This window comes from Microbacterium awajiense (assembly GCF_039536545.1).
GTDB lineage: Bacteria > Actinomycetota > Actinomycetes > Actinomycetales > Microbacteriaceae > Microbacterium > Microbacterium awajiense.
Genome location: NZ_BAAAYU010000005.1, coordinates 1,149,997 through 1,170,173, shown reverse-complemented (window position 1 = coordinate 1,170,173; position 20,177 = coordinate 1,149,997). Strand labels below are relative to the sequence as shown.

Below are 20,177 nucleotides of genomic sequence, written 5' to 3'. Positions count from 1 at the left end.
TACATCGGAAGGATGCCACGCCGCGGGCCGACGTGTCAAGAATTCTTTACATCAGAGGTGCGAGCCGTCCCCTCCCTCAGCCTGCATCCGCTCCATGTACTCCTTGATCGACGGCATGAGCTCGAGGCGTTCCCGGTAGAACGTGTTCACGAGGTTGACGACCTGCGTGCGCGCGGCCACGACCTCGGCCGACCGCGCGTCGGCGGCATCCGGATCGTCGAGCGTGCGCCGCAGTCGCAGCAGGGCGGCGACCAACTCGGACTCGGCGTCGCCGTCGAGGGTCTGGACGACCTGCAGCACGAGGGCGTCAGCCTGGTCCTTGACCTCGGCGATCGGGATCGATGAGCCCTCGTGGACCGCGTTGTCGAGAGTGCTGATGAGCGACCACACCTGGTACAGCGTCGTCGCAGGCTCGTCGAACAGCTCGCGCACGAACGCGGCATCCATGTGCCGACCCGACAGCCGGAAGATGTTGTACATCCGCTTGGCGGCCTTGCCGTAGTTGAGCTGATACGTCAGGTACTTGCGCACCTCGCCCTCGAGGGCGGCGACGTACTCGTCGAGCGCGTCGTCGCTGACGAACTTCGCCACCTTGGCGAAGGTCGGCACCGAGCCCGCGTCGAGGTACACCTCCTGGAAGTACGCGTCGAGGTAGCCGTCGAGCGGTGTGATCGTTCCGTCCGGAGCGTCCCACGTCACGTCGATGACGTTGCTCGCGTTCGACAGCCCGCCCCTGTCGGGATCGGTCACGACCCAGTCGAGCTTGCACCAGCCCGGGTCGAGGGCGACCTCGTCCCACCGCAGCTCGCGTGGGCCGTCGGCGGTGTCGACCACCTGTACGCCCGCGCGGATCTCGGCGAGCGTCCAGCTGATCGGGCTGCCCTTGCGCACCTCGGCACCCCGCACGACGCCGTCGACCTCGTGGCTTCCGAGCTTCGCCTCGAGGAACTGGAAGGTGGGCCCCTGCACGTGCGTCAGCACGTGATCGCGCATCAGCCGCGCCATCACGGCACACGCCTCCTCGCGCGTGTCGGTCGCGATGTTGAGCCGCTGGAAGAAGTCGGCGTCGCCGGGGTAGGTCTGGATCTTCGACTGCGCGGCCGACCCTGACAGGGCGAGCGCGCTCTCGGCACCCTCGCCCGTCACCTCGACGATCTCGCCGATACGGCGGAACCGCGCGATGTCGTGCGGGCTGAAGTCGAGCATCGTGGGCCGGTACCCGTAGGTGCCGCTGTCCACATCGACGAGCACGTCTGCGGCATCGGCCGCGTCGGCGCTCTCGGCCGCGATCGCGGTGAGCCAGCGCAGGCTCTCGGCCTCATCCATCTCGACGCCGAGGCGTTCGGCCGACTCGATGATCGTGCGCAGTTCGGTGGTGTGGTCGGTCTCGGCCATGACGCTCCTCGCGTGCGGTGTCGGTGTCAGCCGGAGTGCCTCGCCGACCTGATCCGCCGGAACAGCTCGGCCTGATCGCGGGCATCCCCGAGTGCATTGTGCGACAGGTGACGGCCGTCGAGATAGAGGGGCGAGAGAACCCGCATGCTCGTCTCGCCCCACGATCCGCCTGCGGCGCCCATCGCGTACGCCTTGATGTCCAGCGCGGAATGGCCGAACGGGTTGCGCGCCAGGAAGCGCCGGAAGTAGTGGTCGAGGAACATCCAGTCGAACACGGCGTTGAAGGCGACCAGGATCGGGATCGCGCCGTCCGGCGTCACGGCGTGCACCCACGCGTCGAACTCGGCCATGGCCGCGTCGGGCGCGACGCCCTCGACCGACAGCTGCTCCATCGTCAGTCCGCTGACGGCGAGCGACTCCTCGCGCGCGTTGTCGGTGAGCGGCTTGAGCTCGATGTAGAACCCGGTGTCGGGCTCGTCGACGAGACACGCGCCGATCGACAGCATCGAGTACTCGGCGGGGTTGGGCCCTGCGGTCTCGACGTCGACGCTGATGAGCGTCTCGCGCGGGATGCCTCGGATGCCGGCCGGATCCGCCGTCATATCACCGACTCGCTCCACGCATCCGGGTTGCCGAACCGGTGGGCGGTGATCGTCACCGACTGCTCCCTCAGGAACGGCAGCAGTTCGAGACGCGCGGCGATCGTGACCTCGTTGTCGTAGACGGCGATGTCGGGGTCGCCGCCGGTGCGTTCCGCGAGCGCACGATGCACGGCGTCCATCGTCTCGACCGCGCCGACCAGACGCACCCGCCCGGTGCCGGCGACCGTCATCCGCTCCACCCATTCGTCGTCGCTCTCGACGTACACCGCGACGTCCTGATCGCTGAGGGCGCGGCGCACGGGGGCGGGGAGCCCGACCGGTGCGCTCACCGTGAGAGCCGAGCCTGCCCGGATGCCGGCGATCACCACCCGCAGCAGCGCCTGCCAGGTGGCATCCCCGGTCGCGCGCACCGTCACCGCCGGGTAGGCGCGATAGCGGAACAGGTTGCGTTCGACACCGAGCCGAGAGACGTCCTTGACCTGGCCGAATTCGCGGTCCCACGCGATGGCGTCAGACAGGGCACCGCGACGCAGCCACTCGAAGGCCGAGTAGTCGAGCGACGGCTGAGCCGCCTCGATGACGGAGGTGATGCGCGAGTCGAGACCGCGCAGGTGCAGCGTCGCCGATGACGCCGTGCCCGTCGATGCCCGCCACGAGCCCAGCCCGACCAGATAGTTGGGCCCGCCGGCTTTGGCTCCCGCGCCGACCGACGACCGCTTCCATCCCCCGAACGGCTGTCGTTGCACGATGGCGCCGGTGATGCCGCGGTTGACGTAGAGGTTGCCGGCCTCGACCTCGTCGAGCCAATGGGCCAGGTCTCGCGGGTCCTGCGTGTACAGGCCGGCGGTGAGTCCGTACGCGACCGCGTTCTGCAGTGCGATCGCCTCGGTGAGCGATTCGGCGTGCATGACCCCCAGGACCGGGCCGAAGAACTCCTCCCGGTGCACGCGCGAGCCGGGTTGCACCCCCGCACGGATGCCCGGAGTCCAGAAGCGACCCGACGTCTCGGGTCCGAAGTCGAGCAGGCGCGGCTCCACCAGCCACGACTCCCCCTCGTCGAGGGTCGTCAGCGCCCAGTCGAGCTTGCCCCGCGGCACCTCGATGACGGGGCCGATCTCGGACAGCGGATCGGACGGCGGACCCACGCGCAGCGAGGTCGCCGCGTCGACGAGCTGCCGCGCGAACCGCTTCGAGCGCCCGACCTGCCCGACGAGGATCGCGAGGGATGCCGCCGAGCACTTCTGACCGGCGTGACCGAAGGCGCTCTTGACCAGATCGGACGCGGCGAGATCGAGGTCGGCCGACGGCATGACGACCATCGCGTTCTTGCCGCTCGTCTCGGCCAGCAGCGGCAGTTCGGGACGCCAGGAGCGGAACAGCGCCGCGGTCTCGAACGAGCCGGTGAGGATCACGCGGTCGACGCCGGGGTGGGACAGCAGCTGCCGCCCGAGAGCGCCCTCGTCGATGTCGACGAGGGCGAGGGCGTCATGGGGCACGCCCGCATCCCACAGAGCCTCGGCGACGACAGCGGCGCAGCGGCGTGCCTGCGGGGCCGGCTTGAAGACCACGCCCGACCCGGCGGCGAGCGCGGCGAGCACGCCGCCCGCGGGAATCGCGACCGGGAAGTTCCACGGCGGCGTCACCACCGTGAGCTGCGCCGGCACGAAGACCGCACCGCTCACGCGGTCGAGCTCGCGCGCGGTCGCGGCATAGTAATGAGCGAAATCGACGGCTTCGCTGACCTCGACGTCGGCCTCGGCGAAGACCTTGCCCGTCTCAGAGCCGGCGACCTCGATGAGCTCGCCGCGCCGGGCCTCGAGCATCCGTCCCGCGGCGATCAGCACAGCCGACCGGTCGGCGGCGGGCCGACTGCCCCATTCGGCGCCGGCTGCCCGCACGCGCGCGATCGTGCGTTCGAGATCGGCGGGCTGGTCGATGCGTGCGTCCGCGATCGTCGCGTCGCCCGCGGTCGACCTCTCGACGCGCGCGAGGATGCCGTTCGCCCACTCCCGGTTCGCCGGCAGGGCCGGATCGGTGTCGGGGGTGTTGCGGAAGCCGGGGGCTCCGGCTGCGGGCGTGCGTCCCTCGCGCGGGGAGAACACGGCGGTCTCGACGAACGCGTCGCCGCCGAACAGGTGCTCCTCGACGCTCGGCTGGATCGGCGTGGTCTCGGTCACCGCCGCCGAACGGGCGATGTCGATGACCGCTTCGGTGAGCGCGTCGTCGCGACCGGATGCCGCAGCCCGAGCCGCGCGGCGCCCGGTGTCCGGCTCTGCCGAGGCGTCCGTCCGGCCCGCGCGGTCCTGCACGCGCCGGGGTCCGAGGCGCAGGCCGGGATCGCGGGCGCGGTCGAGCGACGCGAGGAATCGGTCACGCTCACGCGCGAACATCGCAGGGTCCTCGGCGAGGTCGAACGCGGCGGAGAGGAAGTTCTCACTCGATGCGTTCTCTTCGAGCCGGCGCACGAGGTAGCTGATCGCCACGTCGAACTCGTCGGGGCGCACGACCGGCACATACAGCAGCACGTGCCCGACCTCGCGCGCGACCGCGGCGACCTGGCCTTGCGCCATGCCCAGGAGCATCTCGAACTCGACACGATCGCGCACCCCCCGCTCGCCCGCGAGCAGCCACGCGAACGCGATGTCGAACAGGTTGTGCCCGGCGACGCCGATCCGCACCGCGGCGGCGTTCTCGCGGGTCAGCGCCTCGTCGAGGCACCGGACGTAGTTGGCGTCGGAATCGAGTTTGCTGCCGTAGGTCGCCGGCTCCCAGCCGTGCACCGCGGCATCCACCCGCTCCATTGCGAGGTTGGCGCCCTTCACGAGCCGCACCTTGATCGGCGAGGATCCGGCGGCCACGCGGGCCCGCGCCCACACCGTCAGCTCTCGCAGCGCCGGCAGCGCATCGGGCAGGTAGGCCTGCAGCACGATGCCGGCGTCGAGCGCGGCCAGTCGCGGGTCTTCGAGGATGCGCGTGAAGACTGCGAGCGTGAGGTCGAGGTCGCGGTACTCCTCCATGTCGAGGTTGATGAAGGTGCCATCGGTCGCCGCCGTGACGTACAGCGGCAACAGGCGCTCGACGACCCGGTCGACGACGTCGTCGAACGCCCACATCGAGATGTGGCTGGCGATCGCCGACACTTTGACCGAGACGTAATCGACGTCGGGACGCCGGATGAGTTCGTGGATGCCCTCGAGTCTGCGCAGCGCCTCCTTCTCGCCGAGCACCGCCTCGCCGAGCAGGTTGAGGTTCAGGCGCGCACCGCCCTCGCGCAGCTTCGCGATGGCCGGTCCCAGCTTCTCGGGCCGTGCGTCGACGACGAGGTGTCCCACCATCTCGCGCAGCACGCGCCGCGCGATCGGGACGACCGGCGACGGCAGTACCGGCGCGACCGTCCCGCCGAGGTGCACCGCCGAACGCAGATACCACGGCAGGAAGCCGGGCACGAGCGGCGCGACGCGGTGCAGGTTGGATGCCGCGGCCGCCAGACTCTCGGGCCGCATGACGCCGTCGACGAAGCCGATCGTGAAGGGCAGTCCGTCGGGATCCTTCAGAACGCCGGCCAGGCGCTGGGCGGCGGGGTCGACGTCGACCTGTGCGCTCTCGGCGATCCACCGCTGCGCAAGCGCCACGGCGCGCGCGGCGAGGTCGTCGCCGTCGGCCGTGGGGTCGGTGTCAGCCCGGGAGGGGTCGGTCACCATGCGAACAGCCTACGTCCGCACAGGGTCACGACGAGGCTCGCGTGCCGGGCGCGTCTTCGCAGCGGAGCGGGGTCTACATAGGATGGGCAGACCGACCCGTGGCGGCGGTCGGACCTCCCCCCTGACCAAGCCCGTGAGGATGACCGATGCCGGAAGCCGGCGCGATCGCGCACCTGAGTCACGGTGCCCGTGGCGCTGACGAGCAGAGACGCCTGCGAGAGTGCGCTGACGAGCCCATCCGCGCTGTCGGACGCATCCAGTCGCACGGCACGCTGCTCGCGATCGATCCGCAGACCAGCGTGGTGGTCGCGGCCAGCGAGGACTTCGCACATGCGCTCGGACGCCCCCTCACCGATGTCGGATCGGACGAGCTGACCTGGGCCGTCTCGAACGCCGGTGCCGTCGACCCGGTGCGGGTCGACATCGTCGGGCGGACCTACGACGCGATCATCCATCGGGACACCGCCCCGCTGCTGGTCGAGCTCGAGCCCGCCGTCGCGACCCTCGAGTACGCGCGCACCGGCGTCGTCGGAGCCCTCCAGCGGCTGGCGACCATCACTGACCCCGACGAACTGCGGCGCAGCGCCGCGATCGAGATGAAGGCTCTCACCGGCTTCGACCGCGTCATGTGCTACAGCTTCCAGTCCGATGACCACGGGGTCATCGTCGCCGACGAGCGGGAACCCGACATGGAGCCCTACCTCGGCCTGCACTTCCCGGCGTCCGACATCCCATCGCAGGCACGTGCGCTGTACATCGAGAAGCGCTCGCGCGCGATCGTCGACACCGAAGACCCCGGCCGCCCGCTGCACGCACTGGACCAGGGCGCCCCCGCGATCGACCTCGGACCGACCGAGCTGCGGTGGGCGTCACCGCACCACCTGCAGTTCATGCGGAACATGGGTCAGGCCTCGACGGTGTCGCTGGCGATGGTCGACGACGACCGCCTGATCGGCATGTTCACGCTCGCCCACCGCAGCGTTCGACGCCTGCCCGTCCTGTTGCGTCGTGCCCTCGAGGTGCTCGTCGGCCAAGTGACCGTGCAGCTGCTCGCGGCTCAGCGCATCGCCGAGCTGGAGCGACAGCTCGAGACCCGTCGACGTCGGTCCGCACTCGTCGCCCCGATCTTCGGCCGCGTCGACCCCGGAGACGTCCTCATGACGAGACGTCGCACCGTACTGGACGTCATCGCTGCGGACGGCGCCTACCTGCGACTGGACGGCGCCGTGCGCACCGTCGGGCTCACGCCGCCCCCCGACGCGATCGCACGCGTGCTCGCGGCGCTCGGCCCCGGGCGCCACGCGACCGATGCCCTCCCGCTCGAGAGGCCGGAACTGGCCGCCGAGATGCCCGACGTGGCCGGACTGCTCGTCGAGCCGCTCGGTGGCGATGGGGACTGCCTGATGTTCTTCCGAGGTGAGGTCGCACGTGAGATCGCGTGGCTCGGCGACCAGAGCGCCGCCAACCGCGACAGCGCGATATCGCCCCGCCGATCGTTCAGCGCATGGCGCGAGAGTGTGACCGGGCGCTCCCTGCCCTGGGTGTATCACGCCGACGAGGCCGCCGAGCTGGGGGCCGAGATCCGATCCGCGCTGGATGCCCGCTCGAAGGCCGAGCTCGCCCAACTCGCCCACCACGACGAGCTGACCGGCGTGCGCAACCGACGCTATCTGCATGAGCACCTCGACGGACTGGTCCGCTCCGGTCGGCGCGTCAGCGTGATCTTCATCGACCTCGACGACTTCAAACTCGTCAACGACACCCACGGGCACGAAGTGGGCGACGCGGTCCTCATCGCGATCGCCGAGCGTCTGGCGTCCAGTGCACGCTCCTCGGATGTCGTCGCACGCCTGGGAGGCGATGAGTTCGTCGTGGTGTGCGCAGACATCGACGAAGACGAGGCACACACCGTGGCCGATCGCGTGCTGTCGATCGTGTCCGACCCGGTCGCGGTGGCGGGAGTCACGGTGGCGATGTCGGCGTCCGCCGGCGTGGTCGGCTCAGGCGACGCGGAGCGGCCTGCCGAGCTGCTGGATGCCGCGGACAAGGCGATGTACCGCGCCAAGCGCGCGGGCAGAGGTCGCTGGTCAGCGTGACTCGGGAAGCTCGGGCTCGGGCACGATGCGCAGCCCACCCGAGGAGTTCGCCGTGTCGACGAGCTCTTGCAGCCACAGCCTGTTGATCTCGGGCATCGGCGCGTCGTACTCGAAGCGGATCGTCGACGACGGCGAGAGCCACACCGAGCGGCGGATTCCGGTGTCTTCATCGGTGACGGCGAACGACAGCGACTCCCGACGACGCAGTTTCGCGAGGATCACCAGCTCGAGGTGCGCAAGCGTGCGGTCGTCGATCGCGAATTCGACCGACGGCGAACCGTAGTGCAGGGTACCCACGTCGACGATCCTACGGTGCCGAAGGCGATGCACGTGGCTACGCTGGGGTCATGGCGATCGTGAACCGACTCACCGTCGATGGACGTGACTACTTCCTGCCCGAGCCCGTCACCGAGTTGAAGCAGAAGATCCTCGAGGCGATCCAGGCGGGAGGCGGCTACGTCAACGTCCCGCCGCTGCGGGGAGGACCAGGCATCGACATCCTGTTCTCGCCGGGCATGCCCGTCACATGGAGCCAGATCGAGGTCGCCGATGCTCCGGTCGAGGAGCGCGCCGACGACCACGGCGACGAGTTCACCGGCATCTGACCGACGGGGTCAGCTCGCGAGCATCTCCTCGAGCCGAGCTGCGGGCACCGGCGGCCCCCACAGGAAGCCCTGACCGCGGTGGCATCCCCGCCGCCTCGATCGCTCGAGGTCGGCCTCGGTCTCGATGCCCTCGGCGACCACGCGCCAGCCGTGGCGGTCTGCGTGGGCGACCACGGCCGCCACCTCGACGTCCGCAGCGCGGTCGGTGCGCTGGGTGATCGACCGATCGATCTTGATCTCATCGATCGGCAGCGAGTCCAGCATGTCGATCGTGGTGTCACCCCCGCCGAAGTCGTCGAGCGAGACCGCGATCCCCTCTGAGCGCAGCCGCGGAAGGATCGCGATCGCCTCGGGCAGAAGCTGCGGTGCGGGCGATTCCGTGATCTCGATCGCCAGCGAGCCGTGCGACAGCCCGAAGTCGTCGAGTGCCTGGATCACCGCGTCCGCATATTCCGGCGACATGTGCGTCGGTGAGGCGTTCACCGACAGGCCGAGCCGGTGTCCGTCGAGTTGCCAGCGCCGGACCTGCTCAGCGGCCAGCAGCAGCACATGCGCGTCCAGCGCCGTGATGATGTGCTCGCGCTCGGCGATGGGGATGAACACATCGGGCATGACCAGACCCCGCGTCGGATGGTGCCATCTGCACAGCGCCTCCACCGCCACGGGACGACCGGGAGCGGGCGTGGCTGCGTGCAGGTCGAACTGCGGCTGATACTCGACGGCGAGTTGGCCGTCGTTCAGCGCCGCGCGCAGCTCGTCTCCCAGATCGCTCACGATATCCACCACTACAGGGTGGGATGCCCGAGGAATCGATGCAACACCAGACATCGTCGAAGAAAACGTGTACTATCCCCGCCCCTGGGTCGCACGGACTCCCTCGCGACGCCTCACCCGCACTACAGTGGTGCCGATGGGCACGCTCACCTACGACTCGAAGCTCACGGTCGCGATCGACGACCGCATCCTCGCGCACCTGCAGGTCGTGATCTGGGGGAAGCTGCGCCGCGGTGAGCAGTTCTCGTTCACCTGGACCGATCCCGACCGTGCGGGCATGGGCCGGACGTCGGTGTGGCTGAGCCCCAACATCTCGCTCGCGTTCGAGTACTTCGGCGGGCGTCAACCGCGGCTCAACCCCGCGTGGCTCGAGGCGCTCGCCAAGTCGGCGAACTCGCCCGCGGGTCTGAGCATCGTCGACGAGCCCGAGCCCCCGGCCGGCGCATAGACGAACGCGCCCGACTGCGGGGACCCGGGCTGAGCCGACATCGGGGTCAGGCGGAGCCGGATGCCGGGGTGCGGCGCGGCTCAGCGGCATCCCCGCGGGTGTCGCCCTCGTGTGCGCCTTCGACGACGACCGTGTCGCTGTCGCGCACCGACGTCCGCGTGATCGGGCGGTGGTCGGCATCGGACGGCGGTGCCGCGGCGGGGTCGATCTCGTTCGCCTTCCGAGCGAGCTCGTCGGCTTCGGCGCGGCGCCGGGCGGCATCGGAGGCGTGCCCGTCGATCGTTCCGGCCTGACGCTTGGCTTCGAGGTCGGCCTCGACCGCCCGCGCCTTCGCCTGCTCCGCGGTTGCGGCGGCCGACGCGGCCTCTGCGCGGGCCCGAGCCTCGCGGGCCTCTTCCTCCTGCGCGTCGAGCCGCGCGGCCTCCGCCTGCGCGCGCAGTTCCTCGGCCTCCTCGTGCCGGCGCTGCTCGCGGCGTGCCGAGCGGCCTCGCGAGACGAGCACCGCGACGAGCACGGCGACCGCCGCGACGACGACGATGCCGACGATGAGCCAGATGAGTGCGGTGGTGTCCATGACACCCTCCTTCCGGTGGGTCCGGCCCCGGGGGTCGGGCCGGCACCGCTCCACGCAAGCCGCAACCGCGGCCGTCCGGCAAGGGCTTGCGCACCGGGCCCGTGTGGGCTACTTCCGCTTCCCGGTCGTCAATATGCCGTGATCAGCATCCACATGCCCGACTCGAAGTGCCGGCGCATCGTCTGCTCTCGGGCGATCCCGCCCCACGTGAAGACGCTCCAGCGGACCGTCGATCGGTCCAGCTCGAGCGGTGCGACCTCGGTCGGCCACGGATCGCCGTCACGCGGCTGCGGTCGATCGAGCACCGCGACGAGATGCTCGGGCTTGCTCCACCAGTCGGGCGGGTCCGTACCGAGCACGCTCGAGTCGACGCTGGCGATCGCGGCGCCGTTCTTGTCGAGCACGTCGCGGGCACGGTCCAGCCAGGACGGTGCCGACACATCCGCCGGGGTGAGTGCACCGGCGATCAGTCGCGGTGGTCCGGGGAAGTACCTCACGCGGTTGTAGCCGTTGAGCTTGTAGAGCCAGCCGGCGACTTCCCAGTGGGTCGAGCCGCCACGATCGAAGGCACGCGGCCCCGCATAGACGACGTTCGCGCTCTCGCGCAGCGCCGCGAGCACGAGCCAGTCCACGTCGGGCACGGTGCGCGTTCGCCCGTCCTCCGTCTCGGTCCGCGCCGGTGCCGCCCTCAACCGCATCGACGTCGTGATGCGACTGCCGTCCTTCATGGTGAAGTCGGCGTCTTTGAACAGCGACCTGACCAGTCGTACGTAGCGCCGCGGAGACCTGCGGATGAGTTCGAAGACGACCGCGGCCGGGCCGCACGTGTTGGTCGGTCCCTGGTCGACCAGCCACGGCTGCGCCAGACGGTCGCGCAGCTGCGCGACGATCCGCGCCTTCGACAGGCGCGGCCAACGACCGGCATCCGTCGACGCTTCGAAGTCGTCGGCCAGTTCCCATGCGGTCGTCGCGCCACCGGGATCGCCCTCGACGACCCGCGCTGCGAGGACGTAGTGCGCACCGTTGCGGCGGAAGGCCCGCATCTGGTCGCCGACCGCTGTGAAGCCGTGACTGCCGAGTTCGTCGTCGCGGTCGATGCGCACGATGTCGCTCGGTTGAGAGATGTCCTCGTCGAACAGCACGACCCGCACATTCCGGTCGAACTCGACCGCCGTGCCGAGGTTCTTGTGCCGACCTTTGCCGAGCTTCATCCGAAGGGCGTCGTCGAATTGACCGTCCGCCCAGATCTCGAGGCGGATCTCGTCGCGTCCGATGAGGTCGTTCTTGCGCACGCACGTCAGTCGATCGAGCATGAGCACCTTGCGGCGGGGTCCGATCAGGTCGCGCACCGAGATCGGCGACGGTCCGGCCGCCTCTGTGCGGATGGAAACCGGCGAGCGCGGGGCCCGCGCCCGCAGAGAAAAGGAGGCCATGGCTCAGGACTCCAGTGCGCGCACCCTCGACTCGAGCCGGCTGACCGTCGCCCGCAGTGCGGCCAGCTCCGCCAACCGGTCGAGAAGGTTGCCGTGTCCTGCGATCTCGATCTGCCCGGCCGCCCCGTCGACGGTCAGCAGGACTCCGGTGCGGCCGGTCACCCGGATCGAGCCGGGGTGCGTGCCTCCTTCGCCCCCGCCGCTGCCCACCGACAGTTCCTCGCGCACGGAGGCCGACTGAGCGATCACGCCGCCTTGCATGATGCTGATCCGGGCGTTGGTGCCGTCGAGAGTGAGGAAGCCCGGCGCCTCGTCGGATCCGACCACCATTCGCGAGCGGTTGCTGCGCAGATTGATCTCGACCCGGCGATCGCCCTGCGAAATCGTGACCGTGTCGGCGTCTTGCAGTGTGATCGACGTGTCGTCGAGGACGATGTCGCTGGCCATTCGGATCGCCTCCCTGCGATTCGCGTGGCCCCAGTGAACCAGTCCGACGCGTCAGGCGACACCCCGGCCGCGAGTCGGCGGCTCAGGCCCAGATGCTGGGCGCCTCCGCGCGCGACGGCGGAAGAGCGGACGCTGCGGCCCATTCGTGGATCCAGTCGGCGACGTCGGGGATGCCCTCGGGGCGGCCGACGGCGGCGAACATCTCCTCGTGCGACAGGGTGCCCCCGGACCGCTTCATCATGCGCGCGCGCACGATCGCCCGGGCGTAGATCTCACCGTCGACGGTGCACCGGTGCTCGAGGTAGACCGCCTTGTCGTCGTGACCGATCAGCCGCGACTCGAGATCGAAACGCTGCCAGGCCTCGAGCGACTTCCGGAAGGTCACCGTCTCGCTCGAGACGACGGCGTACCAGCCGTGGGTGCGCATCGCACCCATGAGCCCGGTGCGCACCAGCAGGTCCCACCGGCCGAGGTCCATCAGCGACAGGTAGCGGCCGTTGTTCATGTGGCCGAGGATGTCGAGGTCGGTCGGCAGCGTCGTCAGCCGCACGCGGCCGACCGCGGTCGGAGCGAGGCGGCCGTGGCGCCGAAGCCGACGCCGCGCCATCAACATCACCAGGAGGGTGCGCCAGATCACGTTCACGTCGAGCGAGCGTAGCCCGATTTCGCATGCACCGCAGGCGCGCGTAGAGTCTGGCCCATGGAAGCCGAACTGCAGACCGACATCGTCGTCCGTCCGGTCCGGGACGTCGATGCCGAGGCATTGGGCAGGGTGCACGCGACCTGCTGGCACGAGACGTACGACCACCTCATCAGTAAGGCGGCGCTCGAGGCGATCTCGCCCAAGCGCCTCGCCGAACTGTGGACACACTGGGCCGTTCAGGGTCCGGACTTCAAGATGTTCGCCGCGCTCGTCGACGGCGAGATCGTCGGATTCGCGGGCTCGGGCCCTGCGCGCGACCGCGACGCGCCCGCCAACCGCGAGCTGTACTTCATCTATCTGCTCGACGCGTGGCACGGCACGGGCATCGGCCAGAAGCTGTTCGATGCGGTCGTCGAAGACGGTGAGTCGCTCTACCTCTGGGTCGCCGACGACAATCCGCGCGCCCACCGCTTCTACGAGCGCAACGGGTTCCGCCTCGACGATGCGTCGCACACCGAGCCGTTCCTCGGCGAAACGCTGACCGAGGTGCGCTTCACGCGCTGACACGCCGCGTGCTGCAGGTCTGGGCCCTGGAGGGCATCCCCGAAATCGCGCCAGGCGCCGACCTGATCGACGTGATCGCGCGTTCGGCGGGAACCTCGCTCCGTGACGGCGACATCCTCGCCGTGACGTCCAAGATCGTGTCGAAGGCCGAGGGGCGCATCATCGCGGCCGACGACCGGGAAGAGGCCATCACCGCCGAAACCGTGCGCGTGGTCGCCACCCGCACCTCGCCGACGGGGCACACGACGCGCATCGTCGAGAACCGCCTCGGCATCGTCTCGGCGGCCGCGGGCGTCGACGCCTCCAACACCGCAGAGGGCACGGTGCTGCTTCTGCCGCTCGACCCCGATGCCTCGGCCCGAGCGCTCTGCACCGGGCTGCGCGAACGCCTCGGCGTGACGGTCGGGGTGCTCATCACCGACACGCTCGGCCGCGCCTGGCGCGACGGCCAGACCGATACGGCGATCGGCGCCGCCGGGGTGCATGTCTTCGAAGACCTCCGCGGCCGCACGGATGCCGAGGGCCGCCCGCTCGTCGTCACCCTCCCGTGCGTCGCCGACGAGCTCGCCGCCGCCGCCGATCTGGTGAAGGGGAAGACCTCGCGACGTCCCGTCGCAGTCGTGCGCGGCCGTGCCGACCTCGTCGGAGACCTGGACCTTCCCGGCGCGCGTTCGATCGTGCGCGACGGCGAGAACGACATGTTCCGCCTGGGCGCCGACGAGGCGTACGCCGCGGGATTCGCCGCGGGCGCGGCAGCCGTCGACGCTGCCGACTGACGCGCCGGCCCTTGCGCGGATCCGGAATCAGGCGTACTGTCATCCGAAATTCGGTCGATCGACCGAACAACCGGAATCGATGACGTGCGAACCGACACCTCCCTCACGCCGACGGCGACGACGCTGCTCGAGGCGGCCCGCGCCGCCATCCTCGAGAACGGCTACGCGGCGCTCTCGACGCGCTCGGTGGCCGAGCGGGCGGGCGTGCCGCTCAGCCAGATCCACTACCACTTCGGATCGAAGGCGAACCTCGTCCTCGCGCTGTTCGAGCACGAGAACGCCAAGCTGCTCGACCGCCAGGCGGCGCTGTACGCGGGCGACGAGCCACTGGCCGAGCAGTGGAGCCGCGCGTGCGACTACTTCGACGCCGACCTCGAGTCGGGGTACGTGCGGCTGCTGCACGAGATGCTCGCCGCCGGGTGGTCGACGCCAGCGATCGGCGAACGCGTTCGTCAGGCGCTCGACGGCTGGATATCGGTGCTCACCGGGGCGTTCGAGCATCACGCGAGTCGGGGCGTGTCGCTCGGCCCGCTCACCCCCGCCCAGGCGGTCGCGCTCACGAGCGCGGCGTTCCTGGGCGCCGAGACGATCATCCTCGCCGGGCAGGACACCGTGCCCGTCCGCGAGGCGCTGCGCGCGGTCGGCGCGCTGTGGCAGAACGAGGAGGCGACCACATGAGAGCCGTCGAGCCCGCCGCGAGCGGCGACGTGGAGCGCGCGGGGGCGACCCTGCACTGGGAGGTCTACGGCACGGGCGACCGCACGATCGTGCTGCTGCCGACCTGGGAGATCGTCTACTCGCGCATGTGGAAAGCGCAGATCCCGTACCTGTCCCGCTCTTTCCGTGTCGTCGTGTACGACGCCACGGGAACGGGTCGCTCCACGCGCCCGCACGACCCGGCTCGCTACACCCACCTCAACCGGGTCGCGGACGCGGTGGCCGTGATGGATGCCACCCGCACCGACCGCGCGCTCGTCGTCGGCTACTCGATGGGGGCCGAGCTCGCGCTGTACCTGTCGGCGCTGCATCCGGACCGCGTCGACGGCGCCGTCGCGCTCGCGGCCAGCCATCCCTGGCGCATCCCCGTTGCTGATCGTCTCGCCCCGCCGTGGGATCCGACCTCGGGCGAGCCTCCGCGGGAGTGGTCGAAGTTCAGCGTCGAGTGGTGGCGGCGCGACTGGCGGGACTTCCTCGAGTTCTTCATGGCCCAGGTCAGCTCCGATCCGCACTCCACGATGGGGTGGGACGACGGGGTCGCGTGGGGTCTGGATCAGGAGCCCGACGTGCTGTGGTGGACGATCGTCGACAGCGAGGACTTCGATGTCGACGACATGAAGCAGCGGCTGGCGCGTTCGTCGACGCCCACGCTGCTCATCCACGGCACCGACGACCGCATCACGAGCCACGCCAGCTCGGTGTGGCTCGACGGCCTGATGCCGAGCGCACGTCTCGAGTCGATCGAGGATGCCGGGCACGCCGTGCTCGCGCGCTATCCGGTGCGCTTCAATCACCTCGTGCACGGCTTCGCGAACGAGGTGTGGGGCCTGGGGCCGCGCACGCCCGACCGACGCGAGCTGGGGACGACCGCATGGTCGGCACCCGCGCCGGGACGGCGGCGCGCACTCTACCTGTCGTCGCCGATCGGGCTCGGCCACGCACGGCGCGACGTCGCGATCGCCGACGCGCTGATCGCCGCCCACCCCGAGCTCGACGTGGACTGGCTGGCGCAGCATCCGGTCACCCGCGTGCTCGACGGCGCCGGCCACCGCATCCACCCCGCGTCGCGCCTGCTGGCGAGCGAGTCGGCGCACATCGAGGCGGAGTGCGGCGAACACGCGCTCGATGCGTTCCAGGCGCTGCGCGACATGGACGAGATCCTGCTGCACAACTTCCACGTTCTCGACGACGTCATGGCCGCCGGAGACTACGACCTCGTGATCGCCGACGAGTCGTGGGACCTCGACTACCACCTCTTCGAGAACCCCGCGCTCAAGCGCGCGCCGCTGGCCTGGATGACGGACTTCGTCGGCTTCACGCCGATGCCGCACGGCGGCGCCCGTCAGGTCGAGGTCGCCCGCGACTACAACCTCGAGATGATCGAGCACGTCGCCGACCACCCGACCCTGCGGGATGCGGCCGTGTTCGTCGGGTCGCCCGACGACATCGCCCCCGGGACCTTCGGCGAGGGCCTGCCGGTCGTGCGCGACTGGACGGAGGATCACTTCGACTTCTCGGGATATGTCACCGGGTTCGACCCCCGGGCTCTCGGCGATCGTGACCGGCTGCGCGCCGAAGTCGGCTTCGGCGTCGACGAGCTGGTGTGCGTCGTCGCCGTGGGCGGATCGGGTGTCGGGACCGACCTGCTCCGTCGTGTCGTCGGCGCGGCCCCGGTGCTGCGCCACGCGGTCCCGAACCTGCGGATGGTCGTCGTCACCGGACCGCGCATCGATCCGGCGACGCTGCCGCAAGTCGACGGCGTCGAGTACCACGCCTACGTCGACCGTCTCTACCGGTGGCTCGCCGCGTGCGATGTCGCGATCGTGCAGGGGGGGCTCACGACGACGATGGAGCTCACCGCCGCGAAGGTGCCCTTCATCTATGTGCCCCTGCGCGGCCACTTCGAGCAGAACGTGCACGTGCGCGCACGGCTCGACCGCTACGGTGCGGGCCGCCGCATGGATTACGACGAGCTCGACCCGCAGGCGGTGGCGGATGCCGTCGCCGACCTGCTCTCGCGTCCGGCGGAGTTCGCCGACGTCGAGACCGACGGCGCGGAGCGCGCCGCGGCACTCATCGGCCGGCTGCTCTAAGCGCCGACCCGCTGCGAGGAGGAACGTGATGGCCACCGAGACCACGACGATCGAGGCGACGCTCGCGCGGTGGAAGGGAGCGGTCGAAGCGCGGGATGCCGGGGCCGCGGCATCCTGCCTTGCAGAAGACGCCCGCTTTCGCTCGGCGACGACCGATGCGTACGAGTACACCTCGCGCACCGACATCGAGCGGATGGAGGAGGTCATGTTCGCTCTCTTCGACGCCGTGCACGTCGACGAGGCGATCGGGACGGGCGACACCCGCGCGGTGCGGCTGACGATCCTCATGCGCGGCGAGGTCGTCGACGAGCTGAAGGTGCTGCGCTTCGGCGCCGACGGGCTGATCCGCGAGATCACCGCGTACGTGCGCCCCCTGCCCGCGCTGGCCTCGATTCCGGCCCTGGCCGGTCCCGCGCTCGCGCGCGCGAACGGCAACCCGTGGGTGGCCGGGATGATCGCGGCATCCGCTCGGCCGATCGCGGCCGCGCTGCGGTCGGGCGACCGCTCGATGGCGCCGATGACCGACCCCGCGCGGCGGGTCAGCGTCCGCTGACGGTTCCGTGTCTCGATACGCGCCCTGCGGGCGCTACTCGACAACCGGAAGGTGAGAACCGTCAGCGTCCGCTGACGGTTCCGAACAGCCGGGCGATGGGGGCCAGGACGAGGGGGCGGGCGGCGGTCCAGGCGGCGGCGATCACGACGATCGAGGCGATGAAGATCCAGAACCCGGCCCAGTTGTCGGCGTAGGCGTTGGGGTCGACGCTGCCCTGTGCCGCGTACATGTGGTTCAGGTTGCGGAGGGCCCCGGTGGCGAACACGAGCGCGACGTGCACGATGATGAACGCGACGAAGTAGAGCATCACGGGGAAGTGCACCGCGCGGGCCCACTCGATCGGGTACGCCTTGCTGAGCGCCTTCGCGTTCTTCGGCCACCAGCCCGACATCCGGAACCCGGTGGCGATCGCGAGCGGGGCGGCGAGGAACACCGTGGTGAAGTAGGCCAGCTGCTGCAGGCTGTTGTAGTTGACCCACCCGTTCTCGGTCGGCCAATCCAGCGAGACGTATTGCAGCGCGGCGCTGAATGCGTTCGGGAACACCTCCCAGCTGGTGGGCACGATCCGCATCCACTGGCCGGTGACGAACAGCAGCACCACGAACGCGACGCCGTTGAGGATCCACAGCAGGTCGAGTGCCTGATGGAACCAGATCGTGAGGCTGACCTTGCCCTTCGGGTTGCCGCGCGGGGTCCAGAACGCGGTCGGGCGCTTCTCGGTGCGGATCGTCAGGCCCGACCGGATGATGAGCACCATCAGGAACACGTTGAAGAAGTGCTGCCACCCCAACCACGCCGGGAACCCGACAGGGGCGCCCTCGGGCAGGTGGTATTCGCCGGGGAACGCAGCGAGAAGGTCGATACCCCACGGAGTGGACAGCAGCCACCGCACCGCGAGCACGGCCATCAGTCCCGCGTACACCAGCGCGCCGCCGCCGACCACGACGATCCCGGCCCACTGCGCCTTCGTGAACGGACCGATGCGGGCCGGTTCCGGCTTCGGTGCCGGGCGGGTGGCGGCGGATGCGCCCGCCCACACGGTGCGGGTGAACGGCAGCGGCGTCGACACGTCGTACACCGGCGCGGCGGGTTCCTGTTCGACCGCGGCGGATGTGGCTTCCGTCGTTGCGGCATCCACCGTCTGCCGCGGTTGAACCTCGGCGACGGGAGCAGCGGATGCCGGCGCGGGGGCGGCCAATCCGGCGGGCGGCCACGGCTCGCCCCCCGGAGTGCGGGGCAGCCCGCGACGCAGCGCAACTCCCCCGGCGGCGGTAGCGGCCGCCGCGGCGGGGGCATCTCGCTCCGCTCGCTCAGCGACGGCGGTGGTGGGTTCGGCTGCTGTTTCCTGGGTTGGCGCCACAGGTTCCGGGCGCCCCTTCAGGGAAGTGGCGCCGGAACCGGCGACGGATGCCTCAGCCGCGGCGGCCACGGCCCCGGCGGGCGGCCACGGCTCCCCTCCGGGGGTGCGGGGCAGCCCGCGACGCAGGGCCATCACCCCACCCGCAGCGCCCGCGGCCGCGGGGGCGGGGGCTTCGTCGCCGCCCCCGGTGTCGACGACCTGCGCGGCGGGTTCGGCTGCTGTTTCCTGGGTTGGCGCCACAGGTTCCGGGCGCCCTTCCAGGGAAGTGGCGCCGGACGCCTCGCCGGACGCCACGGATGCCGCGACCGCCGCGACCGCAGCGACCTCGAGGGGCGCGGCCCCGTCGGGCGGGTACGGGTCGCCGCCGGCCACCCGCGGCAGGCCGCGCCGGATCGTCGTCCCGTACGTCGCCATCGCCCGGTTACGCCTTCTTCTTCGCGTTCAGCGCGTCGATCAGCTGCGGCACCACGGTGAACAGGTCGCCGACGACGCCGAAGTCGGCGATCTCGAAGATGGGGGCGTCGCCGTCCTTGTTGATCGCGACGATCGTCTTCGCGGTCTGCATCCCGGCCTTGTGCTGGATCGCGCCCGAGATCCCCAGCGCGACGTACAGCTGCGGCGACACCGACACCCCGGTCTGCCCGACCTGGTACGACTGCGGCACGTACCCGGCATCCACCGCCGCCCGCGAGGCGCCCACCGCCGCGCCCAGCGCATCGGCGAGGTCCTCCACGAGCGTGAACTTGTCCTCCGACCCGAGCCCTCGGCCGCCGGAGACGACCTTCGCGGCACCCCGCAGCTCGGGGCGCGTCGACGACACCACCGCGGCTTCGACCTCGCCGAACGTCGCGACCTTGCGACCGGATGCCGCGACCTCGAGAGCCTCGACCACCGGGGAGTCCACGGCCTCGGCGCGGGCGTCGATCGAGCCCTGCCGGATCGTGATCACCGGGGCACCCCACGTCACCGCGGAATCGACGTTGTACGCGCCTCCATACACCGAGTGATGCGCGACCACACCCTCCTCGTCGCGCGAGACTCCGACCGCGTCGACCGCGACCGCAGACTGCGAGCGGGCGGCGAACCGCGCCGCGGCCTCACGGCCCTCGATCGAGTGCGACGCCAGGATCGCGTCCGGCCGCACCACCGCCGCCGCCGCAGCCAGCGCATCCGCAACGTGCGCGGCACCACCGGCACCGGGCGCGGCCACCAGCACCGTGCCCGCACCGACCGCGCCGGCATCCGCGGCGAGCTTCTCGTCACCGACCACCAGCGCCACCGGGGTCCCCACCTGCGCAGCGGCCCCCATCAGACCCGCCGCCGACGACGCCAACTCCCCTCCCGGGGTCACGTCCAACAGCACCAGAATCGAATCGTCCGCGAAATCCGCCATCAT

19 protein-coding genes are annotated in these 20,177 nt (G+C 70.6%); 8 read left to right on the top strand and 11 right to left on the bottom strand.

What is annotated here, in order from left to right:
* Positions 1 to 51 precede the first annotated feature (51 nt).
* From ABD663_RS12170 to ABD663_RS12160, 3 genes are read right to left on the bottom strand one after another with little or no spacing between them, the layout of a single operon-like run.
* A complete protein-coding gene (locus tag ABD663_RS12170) occupies positions 52 to 1,395 on the bottom strand; it encodes a hypothetical protein (protein WP_344738898.1) in 1,344 nt (447 codons plus the stop codon).
* Positions 1,396 to 1,421: 26 nt separating this feature from the next.
* On the bottom strand, positions 1,422 to 1,997 hold the full coding sequence (locus ABD663_RS12165) for a 3'-5' exonuclease (RefSeq protein ID WP_344738896.1): 576 nt from the start codon (positions 1,995 to 1,997) through the stop codon (positions 1,422 to 1,424).
* Positions 1,994 to 5,698 (bottom strand): proline dehydrogenase family protein, encoded by a 3,705-nt coding sequence (locus tag ABD663_RS12160; protein ID WP_344738894.1) that lies wholly within the window; start codon positions 5,696 to 5,698, stop codon positions 1,994 to 1,996. The genes ABD663_RS12165 and ABD663_RS12160 overlap by 4 nt, the downstream gene beginning before the upstream one ends.
* 146 nt (positions 5,699 to 5,844) lie before the next feature.
* Between ABD663_RS12160 and ABD663_RS12155 the strand changes: the two genes are divergently transcribed.
* Complete coding sequence (locus tag ABD663_RS12155) at positions 5,845 to 7,794, top strand: diguanylate cyclase domain-containing protein (RefSeq protein WP_344738892.1); 1,950 nt, start codon at positions 5,845 to 5,847, stop codon at positions 7,792 to 7,794.
* On the opposite strand, the gene ABD663_RS12150 is transcribed toward ABD663_RS12155, so the two are convergent.
* Entirely contained in the window at positions 7,786 to 8,091 is a 306-nt protein-coding gene (locus tag ABD663_RS12150; protein ID WP_344738890.1) for a DUF7882 family protein, read from the bottom strand. The genes ABD663_RS12155 and ABD663_RS12150 overlap by 9 nt on opposite strands.
* 50 nt (positions 8,092 to 8,141) lie before the next feature.
* Here ABD663_RS12150 and ABD663_RS12145 point away from each other — a divergent pair, with 50 nt between their 5' ends.
* Complete coding sequence (locus ABD663_RS12145) at positions 8,142 to 8,399, top strand: hypothetical protein (RefSeq protein WP_344738888.1); 258 nt, start codon at positions 8,142 to 8,144, stop codon at positions 8,397 to 8,399.
* Between the two features lie 9 nt (positions 8,400 to 8,408).
* Here ABD663_RS12145 and ABD663_RS12140 read toward each other — a convergent pair whose 3' ends face one another.
* Positions 8,409 to 9,182, bottom strand: a complete 774-nt coding sequence (locus ABD663_RS12140; RefSeq protein ID WP_344738886.1) for an EAL domain-containing protein — start codon at positions 9,180 to 9,182, stop codon at positions 8,409 to 8,411.
* Between the two features lie 127 nt (positions 9,183 to 9,309).
* Between ABD663_RS12140 and ABD663_RS12135 the strand changes: the two genes are divergently transcribed.
* Positions 9,310 to 9,621 (top strand): DUF7882 family protein, encoded by a 312-nt coding sequence (locus ABD663_RS12135; RefSeq protein WP_344738884.1) that lies wholly within the window; start codon positions 9,310 to 9,312, stop codon positions 9,619 to 9,621.
* A gap of 46 nt (positions 9,622 to 9,667) precedes the next feature.
* On the opposite strand, the gene ABD663_RS12130 is transcribed toward ABD663_RS12135, so the two are convergent.
* The 4 genes from ABD663_RS12130 to ABD663_RS12115 form a co-directional block, all read right to left on the bottom strand.
* Positions 9,668 to 10,195: a hypothetical protein gene (locus ABD663_RS12130; protein WP_344738882.1), complete on the bottom strand. Its 528-nt coding sequence runs from the start codon at positions 10,193 to 10,195 to the stop codon at positions 9,668 to 9,670.
* Between the two features lie 128 nt (positions 10,196 to 10,323).
* Positions 10,324 to 11,628 (bottom strand): hypothetical protein, encoded by a 1,305-nt coding sequence (locus ABD663_RS12125; protein WP_344738880.1) that lies wholly within the window; start codon positions 11,626 to 11,628, stop codon positions 10,324 to 10,326.
* Positions 11,629 to 11,631: 3 nt separating this feature from the next.
* Complete coding sequence (locus ABD663_RS12120) at positions 11,632 to 12,075, bottom strand: hypothetical protein (RefSeq protein ID WP_344738878.1); 444 nt, start codon at positions 12,073 to 12,075, stop codon at positions 11,632 to 11,634.
* An 82-nt stretch (positions 12,076 to 12,157) separates the two neighbouring features.
* Positions 12,158 to 12,718 carry a thioesterase family protein gene (locus ABD663_RS12115; RefSeq protein ID WP_344738876.1) on the bottom strand — a complete coding sequence of 187 codons (561 nt, stop codon included), beginning with the start codon at positions 12,716 to 12,718 and terminating at the stop codon, positions 12,158 to 12,160.
* Positions 12,719 to 12,775: 57 nt separating this feature from the next.
* On the opposite strand from ABD663_RS12115, the gene ABD663_RS12110 reads away from it, so the two are divergent.
* The 5 genes from ABD663_RS12110 (at position 12,776) to ABD663_RS12090 (ending at position 17,421) form a co-directional block, all read left to right on the top strand.
* Positions 12,776 to 13,282 (top strand): GNAT family N-acetyltransferase, encoded by a 507-nt coding sequence (locus tag ABD663_RS12110; protein WP_344738874.1) that lies wholly within the window; start codon positions 12,776 to 12,778, stop codon positions 13,280 to 13,282.
* Positions 13,283 to 13,290: 8 nt separating this feature from the next.
* Entirely contained in the window at positions 13,291 to 14,058 is a 768-nt protein-coding gene (gene cofE / locus ABD663_RS12105; RefSeq protein ID WP_344738872.1) for a coenzyme F420-0:L-glutamate ligase, read from the top strand.
* A gap of 84 nt (positions 14,059 to 14,142) precedes the next feature.
* A complete protein-coding gene (locus ABD663_RS12100; protein WP_344738869.1) occupies positions 14,143 to 14,736 on the top strand; it encodes a TetR/AcrR family transcriptional regulator in 594 nt (197 codons plus the stop codon).
* Complete coding sequence (locus ABD663_RS12095; protein ID WP_344738867.1) at positions 14,733 to 16,868, top strand: alpha/beta fold hydrolase; 2,136 nt, start codon at positions 14,733 to 14,735, stop codon at positions 16,866 to 16,868. Before ABD663_RS12100 ends, ABD663_RS12095 begins: the two co-directional genes overlap by 4 nt.
* Positions 16,869 to 16,896: 28 nt before the next feature.
* Positions 16,897 to 17,421 carry a nuclear transport factor 2 family protein gene (locus tag ABD663_RS12090; protein ID WP_344738865.1) on the top strand — a complete coding sequence of 175 codons (525 nt, stop codon included), beginning with the start codon at positions 16,897 to 16,899 and terminating at the stop codon, positions 17,419 to 17,421.
* Positions 17,422 to 17,482: 61 nt separating this feature from the next.
* Here the strand turns inward: ABD663_RS12090 and ABD663_RS12085 are convergent, their stop codons facing one another.
* Together ABD663_RS12085 and ABD663_RS12080 are read right to left on the bottom strand one after the other, a co-directional pair.
* Positions 17,483 to 19,195 (bottom strand): cytochrome b/b6 domain-containing protein, encoded by a 1,713-nt coding sequence (locus ABD663_RS12085; protein WP_344738863.1) that lies wholly within the window; start codon positions 19,193 to 19,195, stop codon positions 17,483 to 17,485.
* Positions 19,196 to 19,202: 7 nt separating this feature from the next.
* On the bottom strand, positions 19,203 to 20,174 hold the full coding sequence (locus tag ABD663_RS12080) for an electron transfer flavoprotein subunit alpha/FixB family protein (protein WP_344738861.1): 972 nt from the start codon (positions 20,172 to 20,174) through the stop codon (positions 19,203 to 19,205).
* Between the last annotated feature and the right edge of the window lie 3 nt (positions 20,175 to 20,177).

Bases quoted from the DNA above. Each gene is read 5' to 3' on its own strand.
- ABD663_RS12170 (WP_344738898.1), bottom strand. From the start codon at position 1,395: ATGGCCGAGACCGACCACACCACCGAACTGCGCACGATCATCGAGTCG.
- ABD663_RS12165 (WP_344738896.1), bottom strand. From the start codon at position 1,997: ATGACGGCGGATCCGGCCGGCATCCGAGGCATCCCGCGCGAGACGCTC.
- ABD663_RS12160 (WP_344738894.1), bottom strand. From the start codon at position 5,698: ATGGTGACCGACCCCTCCCGGGCTGACACCGACCCCACGGCCGACGGC.
- ABD663_RS12155 (WP_344738892.1), top strand. From the start codon at position 5,845: ATGCCGGAAGCCGGCGCGATCGCGCACCTGAGTCACGGTGCCCGTGGC.
- ABD663_RS12145 (WP_344738888.1), top strand. From the start codon at position 8,142: ATGGCGATCGTGAACCGACTCACCGTCGATGGACGTGACTACTTCCTG.
- ABD663_RS12135 (WP_344738884.1), top strand. From the start codon at position 9,310: ATGGGCACGCTCACCTACGACTCGAAGCTCACGGTCGCGATCGACGAC.
- ABD663_RS12130 (WP_344738882.1), bottom strand. From the start codon at position 10,195: ATGGACACCACCGCACTCATCTGGCTCATCGTCGGCATCGTCGTCGTC.
- ABD663_RS12125 (WP_344738880.1), bottom strand. From the start codon at position 11,628: ATGGCCTCCTTTTCTCTGCGGGCGCGGGCCCCGCGCTCGCCGGTTTCC.
- ABD663_RS12120 (WP_344738878.1), bottom strand. From the start codon at position 12,075: ATGGCCAGCGACATCGTCCTCGACGACACGTCGATCACACTGCAAGAC.
- ABD663_RS12110 (WP_344738874.1), top strand. From the start codon at position 12,776: ATGGAAGCCGAACTGCAGACCGACATCGTCGTCCGTCCGGTCCGGGAC.
- ABD663_RS12095 (WP_344738867.1), top strand. From the start codon at position 14,733: ATGAGAGCCGTCGAGCCCGCCGCGAGCGGCGACGTGGAGCGCGCGGGG.
- ABD663_RS12090 (WP_344738865.1), top strand. From the start codon at position 16,897: ATGGCCACCGAGACCACGACGATCGAGGCGACGCTCGCGCGGTGGAAG.
- ABD663_RS12085 (WP_344738863.1), bottom strand. From the start codon at position 19,195: ATGGCGACGTACGGGACGACGATCCGGCGCGGCCTGCCGCGGGTGGCC.
- ABD663_RS12080 (WP_344738861.1), bottom strand. From the start codon at position 20,174: ATGGCGGATTTCGCGGACGATTCGATTCTGGTGCTGTTGGACGTGACC.